At 61.8% G+C, this 19,957-nt stretch carries 17 protein-coding genes and 1 tRNA gene; 10 read left to right on the forward strand and 8 right to left on the reverse strand.

The window, feature by feature from the left end:
* Positions 1 to 64 precede the first annotated feature (64 nt).
* On the forward strand, positions 65 to 901 hold the full coding sequence (locus ACQK2M_RS23030) for an amidohydrolase family protein (RefSeq protein WP_425419743.1): 837 nt from the start codon (positions 65 to 67) through the stop codon (positions 899 to 901).
* A gap of 106 nt (positions 902 to 1,007) precedes the next feature.
* Here the strand turns inward: ACQK2M_RS23030 and ACQK2M_RS23035 are convergent, their stop codons facing one another.
* From ACQK2M_RS23035 to ACQK2M_RS23050, 4 genes are all read right to left on the reverse strand, one after another.
* The gene (locus ACQK2M_RS23035) at positions 1,008 to 2,147 is read right to left on the reverse strand and encodes a carbohydrate ABC transporter substrate-binding protein (RefSeq protein ID WP_425419744.1); all 1,140 of its coding nucleotides are present in this window, start codon (positions 2,145 to 2,147) and stop codon (positions 1,008 to 1,010) included.
* Positions 2,144 to 3,304, reverse strand: coding sequence for a CaiB/BaiF CoA transferase family protein (locus ACQK2M_RS23040; protein ID WP_425417678.1), 1,161 nt, complete (start codon positions 3,302 to 3,304; stop codon positions 2,144 to 2,146). The genes ACQK2M_RS23035 and ACQK2M_RS23040 overlap by 4 nt, the downstream gene beginning before the upstream one ends.
* Positions 3,301 to 3,876 (reverse strand): MaoC family dehydratase, encoded by a 576-nt coding sequence (locus tag ACQK2M_RS23045; RefSeq protein WP_425417677.1) that lies wholly within the window; start codon positions 3,874 to 3,876, stop codon positions 3,301 to 3,303. Before ACQK2M_RS23045 ends, ACQK2M_RS23040 begins: the two co-directional genes overlap by 4 nt.
* Before the next feature lie 111 nt (positions 3,877 to 3,987).
* Positions 3,988 to 4,110: a hypothetical protein gene (locus ACQK2M_RS23050; RefSeq protein ID WP_425419745.1), complete on the reverse strand. Its 123-nt coding sequence runs from the start codon at positions 4,108 to 4,110 to the stop codon at positions 3,988 to 3,990.
* 300 nt (positions 4,111 to 4,410) lie between these two features.
* Between ACQK2M_RS23050 and ACQK2M_RS23055 the strand changes: the two genes are divergently transcribed.
* From ACQK2M_RS23055 to ACQK2M_RS23075, 5 genes are all read left to right on the forward strand, one after another.
* Positions 4,411 to 5,757, forward strand: a complete 1,347-nt coding sequence (locus ACQK2M_RS23055; RefSeq protein ID WP_223476537.1) for a substrate-binding protein — start codon at positions 4,411 to 4,413, stop codon at positions 5,755 to 5,757.
* Between the two features lie 114 nt (positions 5,758 to 5,871).
* The gene (locus ACQK2M_RS23060; RefSeq protein ID WP_223476538.1) at positions 5,872 to 6,900 is read left to right on the forward strand and encodes a branched-chain amino acid ABC transporter permease; all 1,029 of its coding nucleotides are present in this window, start codon (positions 5,872 to 5,874) and stop codon (positions 6,898 to 6,900) included.
* Between the two features lie 3 nt (positions 6,901 to 6,903).
* On the forward strand, positions 6,904 to 8,082 hold the full coding sequence (locus ACQK2M_RS23065) for a branched-chain amino acid ABC transporter permease (protein ID WP_223476539.1): 1,179 nt from the start codon (positions 6,904 to 6,906) through the stop codon (positions 8,080 to 8,082).
* Positions 8,083 to 8,092: 10 nt separating this feature from the next.
* Positions 8,093 to 8,911, forward strand: a complete 819-nt coding sequence (locus ACQK2M_RS23070) for an ABC transporter ATP-binding protein (protein ID WP_425419746.1) — start codon at positions 8,093 to 8,095, stop codon at positions 8,909 to 8,911.
* Between the two features lie 23 nt (positions 8,912 to 8,934).
* Entirely contained in the window at positions 8,935 to 9,669 is a 735-nt protein-coding gene (locus ACQK2M_RS23075; RefSeq protein ID WP_223476739.1) for an ABC transporter ATP-binding protein, read from the forward strand.
* A 55-nt stretch (positions 9,670 to 9,724) separates the two neighbouring features.
* On the opposite strand, the gene ACQK2M_RS23080 is transcribed toward ACQK2M_RS23075, so the two are convergent.
* Both ACQK2M_RS23080 and ACQK2M_RS23085 read right to left on the reverse strand, forming a co-directional pair.
* Positions 9,725 to 11,968 (reverse strand): caspase family protein, encoded by a 2,244-nt coding sequence (locus ACQK2M_RS23080; RefSeq protein WP_425419747.1) that lies wholly within the window; start codon positions 11,966 to 11,968, stop codon positions 9,725 to 9,727.
* Between the two features lie 65 nt (positions 11,969 to 12,033).
* Complete coding sequence (locus ACQK2M_RS23085) at positions 12,034 to 12,189, reverse strand: hypothetical protein (protein WP_425419748.1); 156 nt, start codon at positions 12,187 to 12,189, stop codon at positions 12,034 to 12,036.
* A 111-nt stretch (positions 12,190 to 12,300) separates the two neighbouring features.
* Here ACQK2M_RS23085 and ACQK2M_RS23090 point away from each other — a divergent pair, with 111 nt between their 5' ends.
* The 3 genes from ACQK2M_RS23090 to ACQK2M_RS23100 are packed head-to-tail and all read left to right on the forward strand — an operon-like array spanning position 12,301 to position 15,775.
* On the forward strand, positions 12,301 to 13,461 hold the full coding sequence (locus ACQK2M_RS23090; protein ID WP_425419749.1) for an acetyl-CoA acetyltransferase: 1,161 nt from the start codon (positions 12,301 to 12,303) through the stop codon (positions 13,459 to 13,461).
* Positions 13,461 to 14,975 carry an AMP-binding protein gene (locus ACQK2M_RS23095; protein WP_425419750.1) on the forward strand — a complete coding sequence of 505 codons (1,515 nt, stop codon included), beginning with the start codon at positions 13,461 to 13,463 and terminating at the stop codon, positions 14,973 to 14,975. Before ACQK2M_RS23090 ends, ACQK2M_RS23095 begins: the two co-directional genes overlap by 1 nt.
* Positions 14,972 to 15,775: a 3-hydroxybutyrate dehydrogenase gene (locus tag ACQK2M_RS23100; RefSeq protein ID WP_425419751.1), complete on the forward strand. Its 804-nt coding sequence runs from the start codon at positions 14,972 to 14,974 to the stop codon at positions 15,773 to 15,775. The genes ACQK2M_RS23095 and ACQK2M_RS23100 overlap by 4 nt, the downstream gene beginning before the upstream one ends.
* 34 nt (positions 15,776 to 15,809) lie before the next feature.
* Here ACQK2M_RS23100 and ACQK2M_RS23105 read toward each other — a convergent pair.
* Positions 15,810 to 15,986 (reverse strand) — tRNA-Arg (locus ACQK2M_RS23105).
* Positions 15,987 to 16,175: 189 nt separating this feature from the next.
* Here ACQK2M_RS23105 and ACQK2M_RS23110 point away from each other — a divergent pair.
* Positions 16,176 to 16,988 (forward strand): IS5 family transposase, encoded by an 813-nt coding sequence (locus tag ACQK2M_RS23110; protein ID WP_425416307.1) that lies wholly within the window; start codon positions 16,176 to 16,178, stop codon positions 16,986 to 16,988.
* On the opposite strand, the gene ACQK2M_RS23115 is transcribed toward ACQK2M_RS23110, so the two are convergent.
* On the reverse strand, positions 16,980 to 19,661 hold the full coding sequence (locus ACQK2M_RS23115; protein ID WP_425419752.1) for an AAA family ATPase: 2,682 nt from the start codon (positions 19,659 to 19,661) through the stop codon (positions 16,980 to 16,982). The two genes, ACQK2M_RS23110 and ACQK2M_RS23115, sit on opposite strands and share 9 nt — an antisense overlap.
* Positions 19,662 to 19,957: the final 296 nt, after the last annotated feature.

Below are 19,957 nucleotides of genomic sequence, written 5' to 3' on the forward strand. Positions count from 1 at the left end.
TATTTGAATAATCTATTCTCCTGTGGGAGCATATTGGCGACACGGCTCGCGAGGAGGAAGCACCATGATCGTCGACACCCATCTGCACGTCATCGACCAGACAGCCCTCGACTATCCGTGGCTCGCCGGAGTCGAACCTCTGAACCGGAACTGGACCTATGACGACTATAAGCTCGAGGCGCGGCGGGCCGGTATCGACGCGACATTCCACATGGAAGTCGATGTCGCGCCCGAGAGGATCGAGGACGAGACAGCCTATGTCGGCACGCTCGCCGACCGCCCGAACAGCCTGATCGTTGCAGCCATCGCCTCCTGCCGTCCGGAAGACGAGGGCTTTCCCGCCTATCTGGAACGTCAGCAGGCCAATCCGCTGGTCAAGGGCTTCCGCCGCGTGCTGCACGTCATGCAAGACGACCTGTCGGAGGGCGCCCGGTTTCGAGAGAACATCAAGCTGCTTGCCGGCACCGGTCTGACCTTCGATCTCTGCGTCCTGCCCCGCCAGTTGGACAAGGCCATCGCGCTTGCCGATCTCGCGCCGGACGTCACCTTCATCCTTGATCATTGCGGCGTGCCGGACATCGCGGGCGACGCGCGCCAGCCCTGGCAGGACGGGATCGCCGAGCTCGCGAAACGGCCAAATGTGGTCGCGAAGGTCTCCGGTGTCGTCGCCTATGCGGACGCGGAGACCTGGATCGCGGACACGCTGCGCCCCTGGGTCGAACATACGATCAAAAGCTTCGGCTGGGACCGCGTGGTCTGGGGCAGCGACTGGCCGGTCTGTACACTCGGCGGCGGCCTGATGGCATGGGTCGCGGCAACCCATGCGCTGCTTGAAGGCGCAAGCGAAGACGAGCGCCGCAAACTGCTCTCGGAAAACGCCCGGCGGATCTGGAGCCTATAGCGAGCGGCTGGCGCACTTCAGATTATAACGGAATCACAATGCGCCGCCTCTCGCCTTTGGCTCGAATGCGCATTCCGTTGCTGATGTTTCAATCAGAAGCTGAATTTCACGCGCCGAAGCTCTTTGCGAACATCGCATTGATGTCGGCGATGACCGACGCGCCTGCTTCGCCGGCGAGAAGTCCCTCGTTCAAACGCTCCGACGCCGCTGCCTGGAATGCCATGTAGCCCTTGTGGCGCGGCCGTATCCAGGCATTGTCGAGCGTGCGGCGTGTGTTGCGATAGAAATCACTGGTCGCCGCATTGACCGTCTCGTCGTCCCATCCGTCCGCATGGCCCGGCTGTCCGCCGGCGGCAGCAAACGGTCCGCGCTGCACCTCGCCGCTCGCGATCCAGTAGGCGAATTCGGCGGCCTCGATAATGCGATCCGAGAACGCCGATACCGCGATGCCCGTGCCGCCGAGCGCAGAGCCGACCGGCCCGGTCCCGCCCGCATCCGGAATATCCGAGAAGGCGAGCCGGTTCGGTCGGAAGCCCGCAAGGCCGTAATTGACATAGCCGTAGATGAACGGAATGCAGGCGATCCCGCTATCCGCCTCGCAGACCCGCTCGAAGACCGCGATCGGGTCCATCGCGTAACACGCGTCCGGCACGTGGCGCATCAGGCCGGCGATTGCCTCGTAGACCCGCCCCCCGTCATCCGGCGCGATCAGGTCGCCCGGGCCTTCGGTCGCGCAGGGCGTGCCGAGATTGGCCGCAAGCGTATAGAACGTCATCAGCGAATGCGGCGGCCGCATCGGGATCATCACCCTGCCTTTGGCGGCAAGGTCCATCACCGCGTCGAAGCGAGTGGGCGCCACCCCGATCAGGTCCGGACGCCAGGCCTGCACCTGCGCCGCGGCATCGATGGGAAAGGCCCATTGATGGCCCTCCCATTCATAGCTTTCATAGGAGCCCCCGACGCTTCCTGCCGCAAGCCTCTCCCGCGCCTCGCCCGTGCCGTGCCGATCAAGCGGGACCAGGCAGTTCTGCGCGGTGATCTCGCCGACATGAGGATGGTCGATAACGATCAGGTCGTAGGATCGCGCCAGATCCTCGACCGGGTAGGATTCGAAGTCCTGCAGCGAGCGCTTGTCCCAGTCGATGTGAACCCCGGTCTTCTCCGCCCAGAGGCGCGAGCAGGCGATCATCGGATCGTAGCCGCGCGGATGGCTCCACGTCATACCTTTCAGGCGGATGTCGCTCAAAGACCGAACTCCTCGACGATCGCCGCCGTATGCTCGCCGACGCGCGGCGCGGCGCGGACGACGGCCGGCCGTTCGCCATTGACCCGGATCGGCGAACGCGTCGTCATGATCGAAACATTGTCCTCGCGTTCGACCGTCTGGAGGAGGTCGAGAACGTTGAAGCCCTCGCTTTCCATCAGATCGTCCCAGTCGAGCACCGGCGAGCACCAGATATCGGCGGGTTCGAAGATCTGCATCCACGCGTCCACCGTCTTCGTCGCAATCGCGCCGGCGATGAGCTTCTTGATGTCGTCTCGCGCGGTGAACCAACTGGCCGGATCAGCGCAATAGGGATCGAGCGATTCCAGCCCCATCAGGTCGCGCAGCCGCGAAATCGGCGTCATCGCGATGGCGATGAAGCCATTCTTCGCCTCGTAGACGCCATAGGGCGCGGAGAGATAGGCATGCGCGCTGCGAAAGCCGGACCGTTTCGGCATGCGCCGCCCGTCATTGAGATAAGTTGTCAGGACCTCGAACTGGAAATCGACCAGGGCCTCCAGCAGGCTCGTCTGGACATGGCTGCCCTCGCCCGTCATGCCGCGTTTGACGAGGCCGGCGAGCAGCCCCTGCGCCAGTGCTGCCCCGGCGAACATGTCGCCGACAGCAAGGCCCATCGGCACCGGGCCGTCGCCATCATCCCCGCTCAGCCACATGACCCCGGACCGCGCCTGGGCCAGCAGGTCCTGTCCCGGCCGCTTGACCCACGGCCCCTCCTCGCCATAGCCGCTGATCGAGCCATAGACGAGGCGCGGATTGATCGCGCGGACGGTTTCATAGTCGAGCCCGATACGCTCGATAACGCCTGGCCGGAAATTCTGGACAAGCACATCAGCTTTGGCGATCAGGCTCTTGAGGCGGGCGAGGTCGGCGGGATTCTTCAGGTCGACTGCAAGGCTTTCCTTGCCGCGATTGATGGCGTGGAAAATCGTCGAATCCCCGCCGATCTCGGTGTCGCTGAGATAGAGCGTGCGGGAAAGGTCGCCCGCGCCCGGGCGCTCGATCTTGATAACTCGCGCGCCGAGATCCTGCAGGCGCAATGTCGCATAGGGGCCCGACAGAAACTGGCTCATGTCGAGCACGACGAGCCCGGCAAGCGGCAAATCGGAACTGGTTGTCATGGTGCTTTCTGTTCGCTCTTGCGTTCCACCTGTTCCGCGAAATCAGCCGGGCTGCGGTATTTCACGGTTTGAAGATGCTCGCAGTAGAGGACGAGTTCGCCCTCGCCCTTGAACACTTCATAGGACGCGCGGATGAGCCCCATCTCCTCGTATTTCGGCTTTTTGTCGAGGTTGGTCCGGATCGTGTAGATCGTATCACCGATAAAGACCGGCTTGATGAAGCGCAGCTTGTCGTAGCCGTATGAAAAGGCGTTGATGCAATTGGTGGCCACCAGCCCGAGCCCGGCGGAAAACACGAAAGCCCCGGCCACCAGCCTGCGGCCGAATATGCCGTCGCTTTCGGCGAAATTCTGGTCCTGCACATAGGGGTGGATATCGACCACCAGCGTATTGAACAGGTGGCTCTCGCCCTCGGCGATCGTGCGCCGCAGGGAGCGAATGCGGTGGCCGGGCTGCCAGTCCTCGTAGAACCAGTTCTCCGAATTCCACACGGGGATGTCCGCGTGATCGCCGGGCATATCCGACGGATGCGTGCTGGACACCCCGACCGTGGGTGCAAAAGGGGTTCCCATGATTCCTCCCAAATTCTTATGTAAATAATATATTCACATATGGGAGCATGGTGCAAGCGTCGAATCCGGACCGGCTGAGCAGCACCGACTTCAGGTCGAGAGCGGCATCCATCAGGCTTTTGTGTAATCCCGCGCCGGCGCTTCGAAGACGTCTCGGGTCGCGCCTTCTTCCGCAATATCGGGGTCCTTCATCGCGATGAGATAGCCGGACAGCGCGCACATAGGTCTCGGCATTCGCACGACCCGGGCGTTGAGAATCAATTGCGGGAAGGCGTCAAACACACCTTACCGAGCGAATTCGGGAGCGATCTGGCGGAAGGACTTCCGCGAACAGTATCGATGCAACACGACGATACGGCGCAAAACTGCCAAAAAATTGGGCAGCTGCAGCAGATCGAGAGTCTTTTTGCGGCGGTCTGTACGCACAATGGATAATTGCGGCGGTTGCGGACGATCCGTTACTTACGACGCTCCGGCCGGGTTTTCCCGGAAGTTCTTTATCCGGAAACAAGTTCACTCTTTGGGAGGAGCCCTATGAGCAAGAAACTCATCGTCAATCGCCGTTCCGTACTTAAATACGGCGGCGCCGCATCCGTGGCGCTGGCAACACCGTATTTCTTTACCCGCGGCGCGCTCGCGCAGAGCAACGACTATCGCAACGCCCCGACCGGTGACACGGTCACTTTCGGTTTCAACGTGCCGCAGACCGGCGCCTACGCCGATGAGGGCGCCGACGAGCTTCGTGCATACGAACTCGCCGTCGAACACATCAATGCCGGCGGTGGCGGCATGCTGGACACCTTCTCGTCGAAAGCTCTGACGGGTGGCGTCAACGGCAAGAAGGTCGCCTTCGTGACCGGCGATACGCAGACCAAGTCGGATGCGGCTCGCGCATCGGCCAAGCGCATGATCGAGAATGACGGCGCTGTCGTGATCACCGGCGGTTCGTCCTCGGGCGTCGCCATCGCCGTCCAGGGCCTCTGCCAGGAAGCCGGCGTCATCTTCATGGCCGGCCTGACCCACTCCAACGACACGACCGGCAAGGACAAGCGCGCCAACGGTTTCCGTCACTTCTTCAACACCGAGATGAGCGGCGCCGCGCTGGCACCGATCCTCGAGAAGAATTACGGCCGTGACCGCAAGGTGTATCACCTGACCGCCGACTACACCTGGGGCTGGAGCCAGGAAGGCTCGATGCAGAAATACACCGAGCCCTTCGGTTGGGAAACTGTGGCAGCTGTCCGCACGCCTGTCGGCGCGGGCGACTTCTCGCAGTACATCACGCCGATCCTCAATTCCGGCGCGGATACGCTGGTGCTGAACCACTACGGCAAGGACATGGTCAACTCGCTGACCCAGGCCGTCCAGTTCGGCCTCCGCGACAAGCAGGTCAACGGCAAGGACTTCGTGATCGTCGTTCCGCTCTACTCGCGCCTCATGGTGCAGGGCGCTGGCGATGCCGCGAAGGGCATCTTCGGTTCGACGAACTGGCACTGGTCCCTGCAGGACGACGCCTCCAAGGCCTTCGTCAAGTCGTTCGGTGAGAAGTACGGCTTCCCGCCGTCCCAGGCCGCGCACACCTGCTACTGCCAGGCGATCCTCTACGCCGATGCCTGCCAGCGTGCCGAAACCTTCCGCCCGAGCGCGGTCGGTGCCGCTCTCGAGGGCTTCGAGTTCGACGGCCTCGGCAACGGTCCGGTCCTGTACCGCGCCGAAGACCACCAGTGCTTCAAGGACGTTCTGGTCGTGAAGGGTAAGGAAAACCCGTCATCGCCGTTCGACCTTCTGGAAGTGGTGGAAGTCACGCCGCGCGCCCAGGTTGAATACCCCGTCGATCTGCTCGGCGGCGAGCTGGGCCCGTACAACGACGGCGCGGCGTAAGCCTCACCTTCTGCACAAGAACAACCGGCCGCCTGTTTGGCGGCCGGTTGGCAACAGGGTACAATCAAGGTCCGAACGGGAGGAGCCGTCGGACCATTTCGGCGGTATATCGTTATGGATGCAATATTCCTTCAGATTCTGAACGGACTGGACAAGGGCGGCGCCTACGCGCTGATCGCGCTTGGCCTGACGCTGGTTTTCGGAACGCTCGGTGTCGTCAATTTCGCGCATGGCGCCCTCTTCATGATGGGCTCTTTCTGCGCGGTGACACTCAACCGGATCTTCAACATCTCGTTCGAGCGGGTGAGCGAAACCGAGGTGGACTTCCTCGGCAATCCGCTGAAGGAGAAGATTCCCTACCTGCAGCAATGGTTCGGCGCCGATGTCAGCAATTTCCTGCTGGAATGGTCGGTTCCGATGTCGATCCTGCTCGCCATCGTGGTCATGGGCATTGTCGGCGTGATCATGGAACGCGGCCTGATCAAGCATTTCTACAAGCGACCGCATGCCGACCAGATCCTCGTCACCTTCGGTCTCGCCATTATCCTGCAGGAACTGGTGCGCCACTATTTCGGCGCCAATCCGATTCCGCAGTCGGCCCCTGACGCTTTTGCCGGCGCCGCGAATGTCGGCGCATGGATCGGGCTTGGCGACAACGTCATCTATCCGTGGTGGCGGCTTATCTATTTCGTCTTCTCGGCGCTCGTGATCTTCGGCGTCTTCGCCTTCCTGCAATTCACCACTTTCGGCATGGTCGTGCGCGCCGGCATGCAGGACCGCGAGACGGTCGGGCTCCTCGGCATCAACATCCAGCGCCGCTTCACGATCGTGTTCGGGCTTGCCGCGGCCGTGGCGGGTGTGGCCGGCGCGATGTACACGCCGGTTCTGCCGCCCGACTACCATATGGGGATGGACTTCCTGGTCCTGTCCTTCGTGGTCGTGGTCGTCGGCGGCATGGGATCGCTTTCCGGCGCCGTCCTGGCCGGCTTCCTGCTCGGCATCCTTCAGAGCTTTGCCTCTATGAACGAGGTGAAATCCATCCTGCCCGGTATCGACCAGATCATCATCTATCTCGTTGCCGTCATTATCCTGCTCACGCTGCCGCGCGGGCTGATGGGACGCAAGGGCGTGATGGAGGACTAAGACATGCTATCGACTTTCACACGCAACGACTGGCTCCTGCTGATCGGGTTCGCCATCATCATCCTCGTCCTGCCATGGGCCCTGCAGCCCATTGGCGCCGCCTATCCGGACCTGCTGCAGAAGATCGCGATCTTCGGCATCTTCGCGATCGGCTTCAACATCCTGTTCGGCCTGACCGGCTACCTGTCCTTCGGCCACGCCGCGTTTATCGGCATCGGCTCCTACGTGTCGGTGTGGTCGTTCAAGCTCTTGACGATGAACGTGCTTCCGGCGGTCATCCTGTCGGTGGGCATGGCGGCGGTGTTCGCCTTCCTGATCGGCTACGTGTCGCTCCGGCGTTCGGGCATCTACTTCTCGATCCTGACGCTGGCCTTCGCGCAGATGAGCTACAACCTCGCCTATTCGGTGCTCACGCCGATCACCAACGGCGAAACCGGCCTTCAGGTCCGCGCGATCCGCGACAGCGCGGCGGTCTCGCTGCGTGACGGCGACGTGCGCCTGATCGACCAGGCGATGGGTATCCAGGAAATCGGCGTGCCGATCACCAATTTCTTCGGCATGAAGATGAGCGGCTATCCGGGCTTCTATTTCTGCGCCGTGCTGCTGATCATCTGCTTCTTCATCGCGATGTGCATCACCAAGTCGAATTTCGGCATGATGCTCAAGGCGATCAAGTCGAACCAGAACCGGCTGAACTACACCGGCATCCACACCCGCCCCTACCTGATCTCGGCCTTCGTGATCTCGGGCATGTATGCGGGCCTCGCCGGTTCGCTGCTGGCGGTCACCGACCCGATCGCGGGTGCCGAGCGCATGCAGTGGACGGCGTCGGGCGAAGTCGTTCTTATGACGATCCTCGGCGGCGCCGGCACGCTTGTCGGTCCGGTGCTGGGCGCCGGCCTGATCAAATATGCCGAGCAGAAGGTCTCCTCCTGGAACGAAGGTATCCTGCACCAGGCGTTCTCGGGTCTGCCGGACGGGCTACAGAACTTCTTCGTCGAGTTCTTCTCATTCTTCGTCGGCGAAGGCTGGCACCTGACGCTCGGCTTCCTGTTCATGGTGATCGTCATCTTCCTGCCCGGCGGGCTGATGGAAGGTGCGCGTCGCATCGCTTCAATCTTCCGCAAGCAGCGGACCGACAAGGCCGATGAGGCCAATGCCGTCGGCCAACCCGCGGAATAAGGGGAAAATCATGTCTGTTGCCGAAAACATCAGGGATGACGAGGACGACCGCGGCTTCAAGAGCGGTATTCCCGACAAGGTCCTGCATATCGACGACGTCCACAAGAGCTTTGCCGGGCTGCATGCCCTGTCCGACGTCGATCTCGACGTGCGCAAGGGCGAGACCCATGCGATCATCGGTCCGAACGGCGCCGGCAAGTCGACGCTGCTCAATGTCTGCGTCGGCCGCCTGAAGCCCGATCGCGGCGCGGTGATCTTCGACGGCGATACGCTGACCGGCAAGTCGCCGCACGAGATCAACCAGCTCGGCGTCGCCCGCGTGTTCCAGACGCCGGAGGTCTTCCTCGACCTGACCGTGCTGGAAAACGTCATGGTGCCGGCGCTGTCGAAACGGGACGGCCACTTCAAGCTCAATCCCTTCAAGTCCTTTGCCGGCGAGAAGGCGATCCGCGAAGAAGCGATCGACGTGATCCACAGCGTCGGCCTGCATGCGCAACTGAACGCGCCGGCGACAAGCATGTCGCGCGGCGACAAGCGGCGGCTGGAACTCGCCATGGGCCTGATCCAGCATCCCAAGCTGTTGCTGCTCGACGAGCCGACGGCCGGCATGGCGCGCCACGACACCAACGCCACCATCGATCTTCTCAAGAAGATCAAGGAAGGCGGCATGACCAAGGTGATCATCGAGCACGACATGCATGTCGTGTTCTCGCTGGCAGACCGCATCAGCGTGCTGGCCGGCGGACGCATCATCGCCCAGGGCACGCCCGACCAGATCAAGAACGACCCGAGGGTCAAGGAAGCCTATCTCGGGGAGGAGCAGGTATGACGGACGCAACAGATCCCGCCACAATGGTCCAGCCGAAGGCGGCCGATCCGAAATCGCAATATTTCGCGGTCCGCAACCTCAAGGCCTTCTACGGCGACAGCTACATCGTCCAGAACGTGTCCTTCGACATCAACGAAGGCGAGATTCTTGCCCTGCTCGGCCGCAACGGCGCCGGCAAGACCTCGACGCTGCGCACCATCGCGCGCGCCGGATCGCCGGAACTGCGCAACGGCGAAATCTGGCTGAAGGGCGAGCCCGTTCACAAGATGCAGTCCTTCCAGGCGGCACTTCACGGCATCCAGCTCGTCCCGGAAGACCGGCGCATCATTCCGGGCATGAGCGTCGAGGAAAATCTCGACCTCGCCTGCATCGCGGGCGAACTCGGCTGGGACTACGAGCGCATCTACGCGCTGTTCCCCCGGCTGAAGGAGCGCCGCAAGCAGGAGGGCACGACCCTTTCCGGCGGCGAACAGCAGATGCTGGCGATCGGCCGCGCCCTGGCGCGCGACCTCAAGCTCCTGCTTCTCGACGAGCCCTATGAAGGCCTTGCGCCGGTGGTGCGTCACGACATCGAGAAAGCGCTGATCGAAGTCCGCAACGCGGGCATCACGACGATCATCGTCGAGCAGAACGCGGTCGCCGCACTGAAACTCGCCGACCGTGCGATCATCCTCGATACCGGCGAGGTCGTCTATGACGGCTCGGCCAAGGAGGTGCTCGAAAACGAAAAGCTGCGCCACGACTACCTGGCGATCTGACCGCGATCATCGCAAACGACGAGAGCAAGGCCCGCCATCGCGCGGGCCTTTTTCGTCAGTCGTCGCGCGCGAGGAACACGAAATCGCCGCCGTCGTGCCCGGCTCCGTGGATCGGGCGAAAGTCGGGCGTCTGCGACGCGAGCGCGGTCACGCGGGACACGACCTTGTTGAACAGTTCGCGGGCGGAGAAGGCGCTCTCGTCGGGCTCCCTCAAGGCCCGCAACAGGGCATCGGCGAAAACGGAGTGGCCGTCGTCTCCGCCGCTGTCGAGCACCGGCTCATTGAGGCCCGACGAAATCACGATGCGCGAGCGCTTGTCGGCGAGGCGCTGGAGCATTCGGAGGCGATCCTCGTTGCCGGGCATTTCGGCGTCCTGATGTGTGCTGCGCAGAAGCATGCCGGAATAACAGCTGTCCGAGATCAGCAGGACGTTCTTCGCCCTCATGCGGTTGAGCGCCCGCGTGATGTCACCGGCATCGATATAGGTGGAATAGGCATTGGCCACCGCATCGGCCGGCAACCAGTAAGCGCTGCCACGTTCCTTGTATTCGCCGTGGCCGGCATAGAACACGACGACGCTGTCGCGCTCGCCGATCGCCTGCGAGAGCTGATCCATGAGAAGGCCGGTTTCACGCTGGCCGGCATTCTTCAGGAAGAGATCCAGCGTACCGCCCTGCGGCAGTTCCAACTCGGTCTGGAAGCCGTAGCGCTCCGACAGCACCCGAGCGAGCGCCTCGGCATCGCCGACGGGCGTCTGCAGATCGGATATGCCGCTGCCGTCGGCATAGTCCTGATTGGCGATCAGTACAGCATAGCGCTTGCCCTCCCCGATGACGGCCCGGATATCGCCTTCATAGAAGAGCTCGAAACGATGAGTGATCGCCTCGTTCTGGCGGGTCACGGCGAAGATCTCGACGACATTGACGCCCGCCTGCAGGACAAGTTCCGCCTCGAAACCGCGATCGGGCGTCAGAACGGCCGGCCTGCCATTGACCTCGACGGAAATCGGTTCGCCGCGAGACAGGACATGGCCGGCGACTCGGAGTTCGGGCCTCGTGCGCTTTCTGGCCGTGCGTGTCGTTTCCGGCGTGTCGATGACGATACGGCCCTCCTTCGGCCCGCGTTCGGGGCGGTCCTCCGCAATCAGGTCGAGATCCGGATCGGTAGTTATCATCCTGTACCGCTGGCGGCGCATGTCCATATCCGACCGCTCGGAAATATGCCGGGACAGCGCGCCGATCGTCGTCCGCTCGCTGACGGCAATGGCCGTCGCAAGCCGATAGGAAAACAGGCCGTATATCTTCCGGTCTCTCGGCGGCGCTGTGAGCGGAAGCTTCCGCTCCTGTCCGGCTTCGCCGCGCTGGGTTCCGTAGAACAGGGTCAGCGCCCCCGCCCTGGGCGAAAGCAATGTCGGCTCCCAGGTCACGGCCGCACCGCACGCAGTGAAGCTGCGCTGCCTTTGCGGACCGCACCACTGATCCTCGAGATCCAGTTTCGTATAGAGGCGCGGATCGATCTGCGCCTGGCGCGCTTCCAGAAGGAAGGTATTCGCCGAAGGCGCGTCGAGAATTACCGAGACGTCCGCACCGCGATTGCGTAGCACCGTCACCAATTCCGACAGCGCGGCAGCGCTCAGGACATCGCCATATCCGGGAGCGTGAAAATTCAGAAGTGCGAAGGGGCCGCCCGCGGCGATCGTGTCGCCTATCCCGTGCTTCATGGCGTCGCCGGTCAATTCATCGAGATTGCCCAGCTTCCTGCCGTTGGAAAACGGCCCGACACCTTCGTCCGGTACAGGGATGTATTCCGGGTCGACCGCGAAGCCCGAGAACTGGACGATTACGCTGTCTCCGCAATGCGTCGCCTCGGCGAGGGCGCGGGCCGCCACGGAGACGACCGAATAGGTCGCCTGATCTTCGCGGACAACGATCAGTTTATCGGGGTCCGCGCCGCGCAGCGCCAGCGTGTTTCGAAACAGTTCGACATCGTTATCCGGCCCCGGCAACCAGAAATTCTCGATCTCGAAACCCTTGCCTGCGGCAATGAACAAGCCCCGCGTCACACCCTGCCGCCCGGATTCGCAATCCGGCGGCGCAAGATCATCCGCATCGAACAGAGGCTGGTCCAGGCCGACGACGCGGTCGAGCAGACGCTGCAACTTCTGCTCGTCGGTCAGTTTGGCCTGCTCGGCCGGTTCCACCTTTTCGGCCGGTTCCTTCGGCGCGCCGACCGGCGTCATGCCGGCAGCGGCCTGGCCTGCATGGAGAACAAGGAGCAGCAATCCGAGAATTATCCGCATGGCGGAAGTATAATCACCTCCGGTTGCATTCACCATACGTTTGTCGATCCGGGCCGTCAGTGTGTTCAAAGCGGCACGCCGGAGAACTTGACCACCAGTTCGGCGATGTTGCGCGCGTCGAATATCTCGCGGAAGCGCAGGTTGCAGCGCCGGACGACCCTGTCCTCGGTCAGCACCGGCCCGACCGGCGCATTCTGAAAGGCAATTTCGTCACTCCTCATGCGGCCTGTCTGCCGCAAATGGCGCGCTGCGCCAAACCGCCTGTTTTCATATTGAATTGATCGCCTCGATCCGGAGTGCTTATTCTTGGTGCAATTGGAGGAGGAGACCTCATGGTTCATATCGTTGGCTGGGGCCACACCCCGTTCGGCAAGCTCTCTGCGCTGTCGCTCGAAGACCTGATCCGCGAGGCCGGCGCCGAGGCGCTCGCGCATGCCGGTGTTTCGGCTGACGATATCGACGGCATCTGGGTCGGTCATTTCAATGGCGGCATGGTACCGGACGGTTTTCCGGCCTCGCTGGCGCTGTCGATCGATCCGGGCCTCCGGTTCAAGCCCGCGACACGGCTGGAAAACGCCTGCGCCTCGGGGTCGGCGGCGGTTTTCGCGGCGCGCAACGCCATTCTCGCCGGCGAGGCGAAGATCGCGCTGGTGATCGGCGTCGAGAAGATGACGCATCTGCCGACGGCGGAGGTCGCGGCGGCGCTCGGTCATGCCTCCTACCAGAAGGAGGAAGCGGGCCTCTCTTTCCCGCAGGTCTTCGCGCAATTCGCCGAGGCCTATTTCGAGCGCTACGGCGATGCGACGGAGGCGCTGGCGATGATCGCCTCCAAGAACCACACCAACGGTGCGAAGAACCCGCTGGCGCAATTGCGCAAGCCGCTCGACATGGCGTTCTGCGCCACCGAGAGCGAGCGCAATCCGATGATCGCGCCGCCGCTGAAGAAAACCGACTGTTCACTGGTCTCCGACGGCGCGGCAGCGCTGGTGCTCGTCGCGGACGATCTCATCCCCGCCATGCCGCGCGCGGTAACGATGCGCGCCGCCGAACAGGTGAACGATTATCTGCCGATGTCGGCACGCGACGTGCTCGCCTTCGAGGGACCGCGCGAGGCCATCCGCCGCGCAATGCGCTCGGCGGGTGTCGAACTCGACAATCTCGATCTCGCCGAAGTGCATGACTGCTTCACCATCGCGGAACTGCTGATCTACGAGGCGATGGGCCTCACCGAGCCCGGCCGTGGCGTCGAGGCGTTGAAGAACGGTACGGTCTATCCGGGCGGCGCGCTGCCGGTGAACCTGTCGGGCGGACTGAAGGCCAAGGGCCATCCGGTCGGCGCGACGGGCGTCTCCATGCATGTGATGGTCTCGCGACAGGTGACGGGCGATGCCGGGGAGATGCAGGCGCCGGGCGCATCGACGGGCATGGTCTTCAACATGGGCGGCTCCGGCGTGGCCAATTACTGCTCGATCCTGGAAGCGGTGAAAACCTGATGAACCTCGCCTTGTGGCTTGAGCGGACGGCCGCCGTTTCCGGCGAGCGTCCCGCCCTGTTGCATGGCGAGACGGTCGTCGCGGACTACGCGACGTTCCATGCCCGCGCATCCGCCCTTGCGGCGGCGCTGGGCCGAGACGGCGTGAAGCCGGGCGACCGCGTGGCGCTGTTCATGAAGAATTGCCCGGACTATCTCGTCACGCTTTACGGCATCTGGATCGCCGGCGCGGCGGCGGCGCCGATCAATGCCAAGCTGCATGCGAAGGAAGCCGCCTGGATCATCAAAAACGCCGGAGCGAAGATCGTGTTCGTCACGCCCGATCCGGGGGCGGCCCTGGCCGAAGCGACCGACGCCGAGCCGATCGACATCTCGACGGATCGTTTCCTCGCCATGACCGACGGGCCCGGTCGGGTCGCGGAACCGAGGACGCCCGACGATCTCGCCTGGCTGTTCTACACGTCCGGCACGACCGGCCATCCCAAGGGCGTGCGCATCACGCATGGCATGCTGATGGCGACCTCGCTTTCCTATCTCGCCGATGTCGACACGGTGTCGGCCGACGACGCGGCGCTCTATGCCGCGCCGATGAGCCATGGCGCCGGCATCTACGCGCCGATGCATGTGCTCGGCGGCGCGCGGCATCTCTGCCCGATATCCGGCGGCTTCGACGCCGACGAGGTTCTAGACCTGTCGGAAAACTCCGGCCCGACCTCGATGTTCATGGCGCCGACGATGGTGCGGCGGCTGACGGACCGCGCGAAGGCGACAGGACGGCGCGGGGACGGCATCCGCACGGTCGTCTATGGCGGCGGGCCGATGTACCGCGCCGACATCGAGGAGGCGGTCGACTGGTTCGGACCGAAATTCATCCAGATCTACGGCCAGGGCGAGTGTCCGATGGCGATCTCGGCGCTGTCGCGCGCCGATGTCGCCGACCGGGCGCACCCGCGCTGGCGGGAGCGGCTCGTGTCCGTCGGCCGTGCGCAATCGGTCGTGGAGATCCGGATTGGCGACGCCGACGGAAATGCGCTGCCACCGGGCAAGATCGGCGAAATCATGGTCAAGGGGCTGCCGGTCATGCCGGGCTACTGGGACAATGCCGAAGCATCGCAGAAGACGCTGCGCGACGGCTGGCTGATGACCGGCGATGTCGGCACGCTCGATGCGGACGGCTATCTGACGCTGCAGGACCGCTCGAAGGACGTCATCATTTCGGGCGGCACCAACATCTACCCGCGCGAAGTGGAAGAGGCCCTGCTGACCCATGATGGCGTGCACGAGGTTTCGGTGATCGGCCGCCCCTCCACGGAATGGGGAGAGGAGGTGGTCGCCTTCGTCGTTCCAGCCCCCGGGGCGGTGCTCGATCCGGCGGCGCTCGATGCACATTGCCTGGCGCGGATCGCCCGCTTCAAGCGGCCGAAGGCCTATTTCGAAATCCGCGAATTGCCGAAGAACAATTACGGCAAGGTGCTCAAGACCGCATTGCGCAAAACACTGGAGGAGAGGACATGACCGACCTGACGGGAAAGACAGCGCTGGTGACCGGCTCGGTGCAGGGTATCGGGTTCGCCATCGCCAAGGCGCTGGCCGAAGCGGGCGCGCGCATCGCCGTGCACGGGATCGCGGGCGACACGCAGATCCACGAGGTCTGCGGGAAACTCCGGCAGGCGGGCGCGCCGGAGGCCGAATTCTTCGACGGCGACCTGCGCGGACCCGAGCAGATCGAGCGAATGATGGAGGCGGTGGCAGCATGGGGCGGCGCCGACATCCTGGTCAACAATGCGGGCATCCAGCACACCGCCCCGCTCGCCGAGATGCCGCGTTCCGTCTGGGACGACATGATCGCCATCAACCTGTCCGCGGCGTTCCACACGATGAAGGCGGCGCTGCCCGTCATGGCCGAGCGCGGCTATGGCCGGGTCGTCAATATCGCGTCGGTGCAGGGCATCATCTCATCGAAGGACAAGGCGCCCTATGTCGCCGCCAAACACGGGCTCGTCGGCCTGTCGCAGGTGGCGGCGCTCGAATACGCCGCGGCGGGCGACCGGACGAAAGGCGGCGTGACCGTCAACTGCATCTGCCCGGGCTGGACCAAGACCGCCATCATCGAGCCGCAGGTCCGCGACCGCGCCGAGGCGTTCGGCGGCGACAGGGATGCGGCGATCGCCGATCTCCTGAAGGAAAAGCAGCCGTCGCTGCGCATGTCCGATCCGTCGGAAATCGGCGCATTGGCGCTCTGGCTCTGCGCCCCGATCGCCCACAACGTCACCGCCACAGCAATTCCCATCGACGGTGGCTGGACGGCGCAATAGCTGACGGAAATTGGCCGAAGCGCCCCGGAAAAAATGGCGCGCCCGAAAGGATTCGAACCTCTGACCCCCAGATTCGTAGTCTGGTGCAACTTATTGAATTTAATGAATAATCTTGCAAACCGAGGCGGTTTTCGTGTTAAAGAAATCAAAGGGTTAGCAATAGGGCTGCAAACCAAATTTGCCTTCCCAGCTTAGCAGCCTGCGCAACCGCTTCAACACTGCCCGCGACAGAAGAGCGTGAGGGTTGGCCAAAACCCCTTTAAGTCAAAGGAATTCCGGAAGCAGTCCTTTCTCGTAGTTATGGCCGTTCTCAGAGGCCGTCCTGAAACTCGGGGCGAGGCTGGATGGCCGGTCCCGAATGTGATTCCAAACGGTTGTCAAAGCCAGTTTGGAGAGCCTCATGTGGACACCGGCCACCCGGCGGCAGCATAGCCGCGATCATCTGCGTTATGGAAGCGATCTGAGTGATGCGGAATGGGAAATTCTCGCCCCTTTCATGCCGGCGCCGGCAAGGACCGGCCGGCCGCGTCAATGGCCGATGCGCGAGATCATGAACGCCATCTTCTATGTGCTGCGGGGTGGCATCGCCTGGCGGCTTCTGCCCAAGGACTTCCCGCCGATGACGACGGTCTATGGCTGGTTCCTGCGCTTCCGCCGCGAAGGTCTGTTCCAGACAATCAATCACCACCTTGTCATGACCGATCGAGAACGGACCGGACGTGAGGCCAGTCCCTCGGCGGCGGTGATCGACAGCCAAAGCGTCAAGACCGTCGAGGCCGGCGGCCCCAGGGGCTTTGACGCTGGCAAGAAGATCAAAGGGCGCAAGCGCCACGCCATGGTCGATACCGATGGCCGGGCCTTGGTCATCCAGGCGCATCCGGCCGACATTCAGGATCGTGACGGTGCCGTCCCGCTGCTCAAGGCGTCACGACGATCCTTCCCTTTCGTCGAAATCACCTTCGCCGACAGCGCCTATGGCGCCCAGAGGGTCAAGGATGCAACATGCATCGCCATCGAGGTGGTCAAGAAGATCGCCAACCAGATCGGCTTCCACGTCCTGCCGCGCCGCTGGGTGGTCGAACGCACATTCGCCTGGATCAGTCGCAACCGACGGCTGGCCAAGGATTTCGAAGGCACCATCGCCTCCGCCGAGGTCTTCCTCTACGCCGCATCCGTCATGCTGCTCACACGACGACTGGCCCGGTCAGCATGAGTTTCGAGTCGGACTCTCAAGGCCTGATTTTCGATCCGATACCTTCTTATGAAAATCCTGTAGGGCTTGGAGGTCAGCTTCAATTGCTTCCTGTGACGGCAATTCAGATGGTAAATCCGCAGCTTGATCGTGCCCGGAATAGTGCGAACACCTCTTCATGCCCTCAAAGATCGCCGGATAATCTTCTGTTGGGTCGTAGCAGGCATGTTTTAAGCTTTGTGTCATGATCTCGGGGCGAAATCGCTGTATCGCGCCGTTGAACAAAATTTCCTCGACCAACCTTTCCCACGTCTCGCGCATGAGCGTATAGATGGCTGTGACCTGATCCCGGTATTCTGGAGAAGCGGGGTCATAGCCATCCCTGAAAAGCCGATTCTTGGCTTCGGTGAGTTCACCAATGCGCTGCTTGGTCTTTTTGGAATGGGACGGCTTTCCTGACTCATCTATTATGCCGAACTTAGTTCCACCAATGCTCATCATCCATTCAGCGTGGCATGGAACACCGACCCGTCGCGCTTCGTTCTCCACCATGTAGTGAAAAACGATATTATGCGTAAAGATGACCACCTGGCGTCCTGCGCCAGCCTCCGCAACAAGCCTCTTCGCCACGGCTTCCATGCGAGAGTGATCTAGTGAGGATACCGGGTCATCGACAATGATGCCGTGTTCAGCGCCAACTTCGTTCAACTCAGCAAGAAAACAGGACAAAGCAAGCGCCCTTTGCTCGCCTTCACTAAGCACATCGCTGTTGTTTCTCACACGCTGTTGGGCTGTTAGACCGATTTCGATAACACTGTCGCCCCCGGCACTTCTGTCCGAAAGATCGATCGGGATATGTGAAAGCCGCAGTGCTTTGAGTTCGTCAGAAAGCTGCGTCTTGAGACTGTCTGTTAGTAATGCACGCCGGCGCACCGTGAGTTGTCGCGCGATAGGCCCTGAAGCACATTTTTTCCGCGCGTCTTTAATCATCAATCGTTCGACGAGCTTCTTCTGGCGCTCGGCAACGATCTCGATTTCTTGGCTCAATCGCTTTGCATCTTCCAATTCTGCAGCTTCAGACAGGAGCGTATTCATTCGCTCACCGTCCGCTTCAGCCCCTTCGAGAGCTCCAATCTTCACTTGAAGGTTCGTGACGTCACTCTCGATCTTATCCAAAAGGTCGGCCGGCAGGTTCACCAATCGGTTGATACCATCGAACGAGCCTCTCTCGATCATTGCCGCTATAGCTGCCAAGCGGGCACCAAGCGCCGTGAAGGCTTCAGCTATCTCGCCCGAAAGCGCCTCGCGCGCGTCACTCATACCCGCGTAAGCGGCGAGCAACTCACCGGCTTGCCGTGCGGTTTTAATGCGGAGTGAGTTGATGGATCCTACAAGCTTGTCATAAGCCTCTCTTGCATCCTTGCTATCACTCGCGGCACGCCCGGAGATATAGCGATCGAATTCGGTCATGCGTGCCGCGGCTTCACCATCTAGGCGTTGCTGGCAAAGGACACAGGTATCTCCCGTGACAAGCTTGGGATCTTCATGATCGGGGAACGCTTCACCGGCAAATTCACGCGCGTAAATTAGCATCTGACGCCAGGCTGCCGTGCCTATTTCCGGGATCGGCATACCGTCACCAAGGCCCAGCGCGGCCGCTCTAGCGGCCTCAGCCTTGGTCACGAGTTCGGTGTGCGTTTCGACAAGTTTGGTGACACCTCCGTCTCCAAGCCACGCAAGATGGCCGGCAAGCTCGGTCTTCATATTTTCGAGCTCCTGCTTCGCTGTTCTATGCGCGCGAAGCTGAACTAAAGGATCATCGCGAATACTGTTGCTAATGCGCTGGAGATCCGCTTCCTTTTCGTTATCCCATTCCGCGAGCGCCCTAAGAGCAGCTTCTTCGGGCAGGTCAGCTCGAGCGGTTTCTGATGAGAGCTTGGCCAACGCCCGCGATACCGCCGTGTCTTCGTTATAGCCGGCCGGAAGAGGCGTCCTAATCGCAGTCTCGAGTATATTCTCGCGCGCTTCGAAGTCACCATCGATAGCCTTTGCCGCAAGTGCCAGCTTGTTAATCAGATCGAGTTCGTATGGGAGAAATTCTACTTTGCGATCCTTGTCGACATATAGGCGCGCGGATTCTGTATCGAATACGGAAACCCGTGCCAACTCCTGCGGTGGCGGATCACCTCGTTTCCAGGTCGCCTCCCGACGCTCCGGCTCTCCCCCTTCAACGCCGAATACAAGATCAACCTCCGGCGGATCAGGCGGAGCTTCCTCATAAACGTTTCCCTTGAGTTCTTGGGGGCTCAAAGAGCGGCAAAGCTGTTTCGCTATCCGGCAGTATCCGCTCTTCCCGGAAGCATTGGCACCGTGGACAAGCGTGACACCGCGCTTGGCAAACCTAATTGGAGGTTGATCGCTAGCGAGCCTGTCAATGCGACGCACAGGCCCGATAGAGCCGAGGATCGTTCTGGGCGCATCTGTTGCGGCGTCAGATAAATGTTCGACACCCAGTGGAATTACCAACGGAACTTTGTCGTCATACAGCCCAACATCTTTCTCAATTATCTTGCTAAGAGCTGTGAGATCGTCATCAGTCAACTCTCCGGTAGTCGCTATTCGCCGAAGCGCGTCTTTTTGCCAATCAGGGCGCCCTTCTTGATTCGACCATGAGAGAAGCTCTTCAAACGACATTGCTCATCACCGCGCTGAACTTGGATCCTCGAACAAACCATAGTCGTAAGTCGATGACCTATACCAGTGGCAGATATAAAAGTTCATTAGTAAATCTTTGCGGTGCGCAGTCTTATTCAGCACTGCACATGCTACAAGTGGCCGATCGCGACATACTTGAGACGAGTCTTGAAGGCCGACCTTGGTCGGACGCCGCCAACTCTCCGTGCGCTAACTTCGCTACGCGATGTTAGCTCCGCTTCCCACCAATGGCTGGCTGGCGGCGTTCTCGGTGGGGACGTATACGCTTCGTTGAA

This window comes from Oricola indica, from assembly GCF_965227485.1.
GTDB classification, from domain to species: domain Bacteria; phylum Pseudomonadota; class Alphaproteobacteria; order Rhizobiales; family Rhizobiaceae; genus Oricola; species Oricola indica.

Bases quoted from the DNA above. Each gene is read 5' to 3' on its own strand.
- ACQK2M_RS23040 (WP_425417678.1), bottom strand. From the start codon at position 3,304: ATGACAACCAGTTCCGATTTGCCGCTTGCCGGGCTCGTCGTGCTCGAC.
- ACQK2M_RS23060 (WP_223476538.1), top strand. From the start codon at position 5,872: ATGGATGCAATATTCCTTCAGATTCTGAACGGACTGGACAAGGGCGGC.
- ACQK2M_RS23095 (WP_425419750.1), top strand. From the start codon at position 13,461: ATGAACCTCGCCTTGTGGCTTGAGCGGACGGCCGCCGTTTCCGGCGAG.
- ACQK2M_RS23045 (WP_425417677.1), bottom strand. From the start codon at position 3,876: ATGGGAACCCCTTTTGCACCCACGGTCGGGGTGTCCAGCACGCATCCG.
- ACQK2M_RS23085 (WP_425419748.1), bottom strand. From the start codon at position 12,189: ATGAGGAGTGACGAAATTGCCTTTCAGAATGCGCCGGTCGGGCCGGTG.
- ACQK2M_RS23115 (WP_425419752.1), bottom strand. From the start codon at position 19,661: ATGTCGTTTGAAGAGCTTCTCTCATGGTCGAATCAAGAAGGGCGCCCT.
- ACQK2M_RS23065 (WP_223476539.1), top strand. From the start codon at position 6,904: ATGCTATCGACTTTCACACGCAACGACTGGCTCCTGCTGATCGGGTTC.
- ACQK2M_RS23030 (WP_425419743.1), top strand. From the start codon at position 65: ATGATCGTCGACACCCATCTGCACGTCATCGACCAGACAGCCCTCGAC.
- ACQK2M_RS23100 (WP_425419751.1), top strand. From the start codon at position 14,972: ATGACCGACCTGACGGGAAAGACAGCGCTGGTGACCGGCTCGGTGCAG.
- ACQK2M_RS23070 (WP_425419746.1), top strand. From the start codon at position 8,093: ATGTCTGTTGCCGAAAACATCAGGGATGACGAGGACGACCGCGGCTTC.
- ACQK2M_RS23110 (WP_425416307.1), top strand. From the start codon at position 16,176: ATGTGGACACCGGCCACCCGGCGGCAGCATAGCCGCGATCATCTGCGT.
- ACQK2M_RS23090 (WP_425419749.1), top strand. From the start codon at position 12,301: ATGGTTCATATCGTTGGCTGGGGCCACACCCCGTTCGGCAAGCTCTCT.
- ACQK2M_RS23055 (WP_223476537.1), top strand. From the start codon at position 4,411: ATGAGCAAGAAACTCATCGTCAATCGCCGTTCCGTACTTAAATACGGC.
- ACQK2M_RS23075 (WP_223476739.1), top strand. From the start codon at position 8,935: ATGGTCCAGCCGAAGGCGGCCGATCCGAAATCGCAATATTTCGCGGTC.
- ACQK2M_RS23080 (WP_425419747.1), bottom strand. From the start codon at position 11,968: ATGCGGATAATTCTCGGATTGCTGCTCCTTGTTCTCCATGCAGGCCAG.
- ACQK2M_RS23050 (WP_425419745.1), bottom strand. From the start codon at position 4,110: ATGCCGAGACCTATGTGCGCGCTGTCCGGCTATCTCATCGCGATGAAG.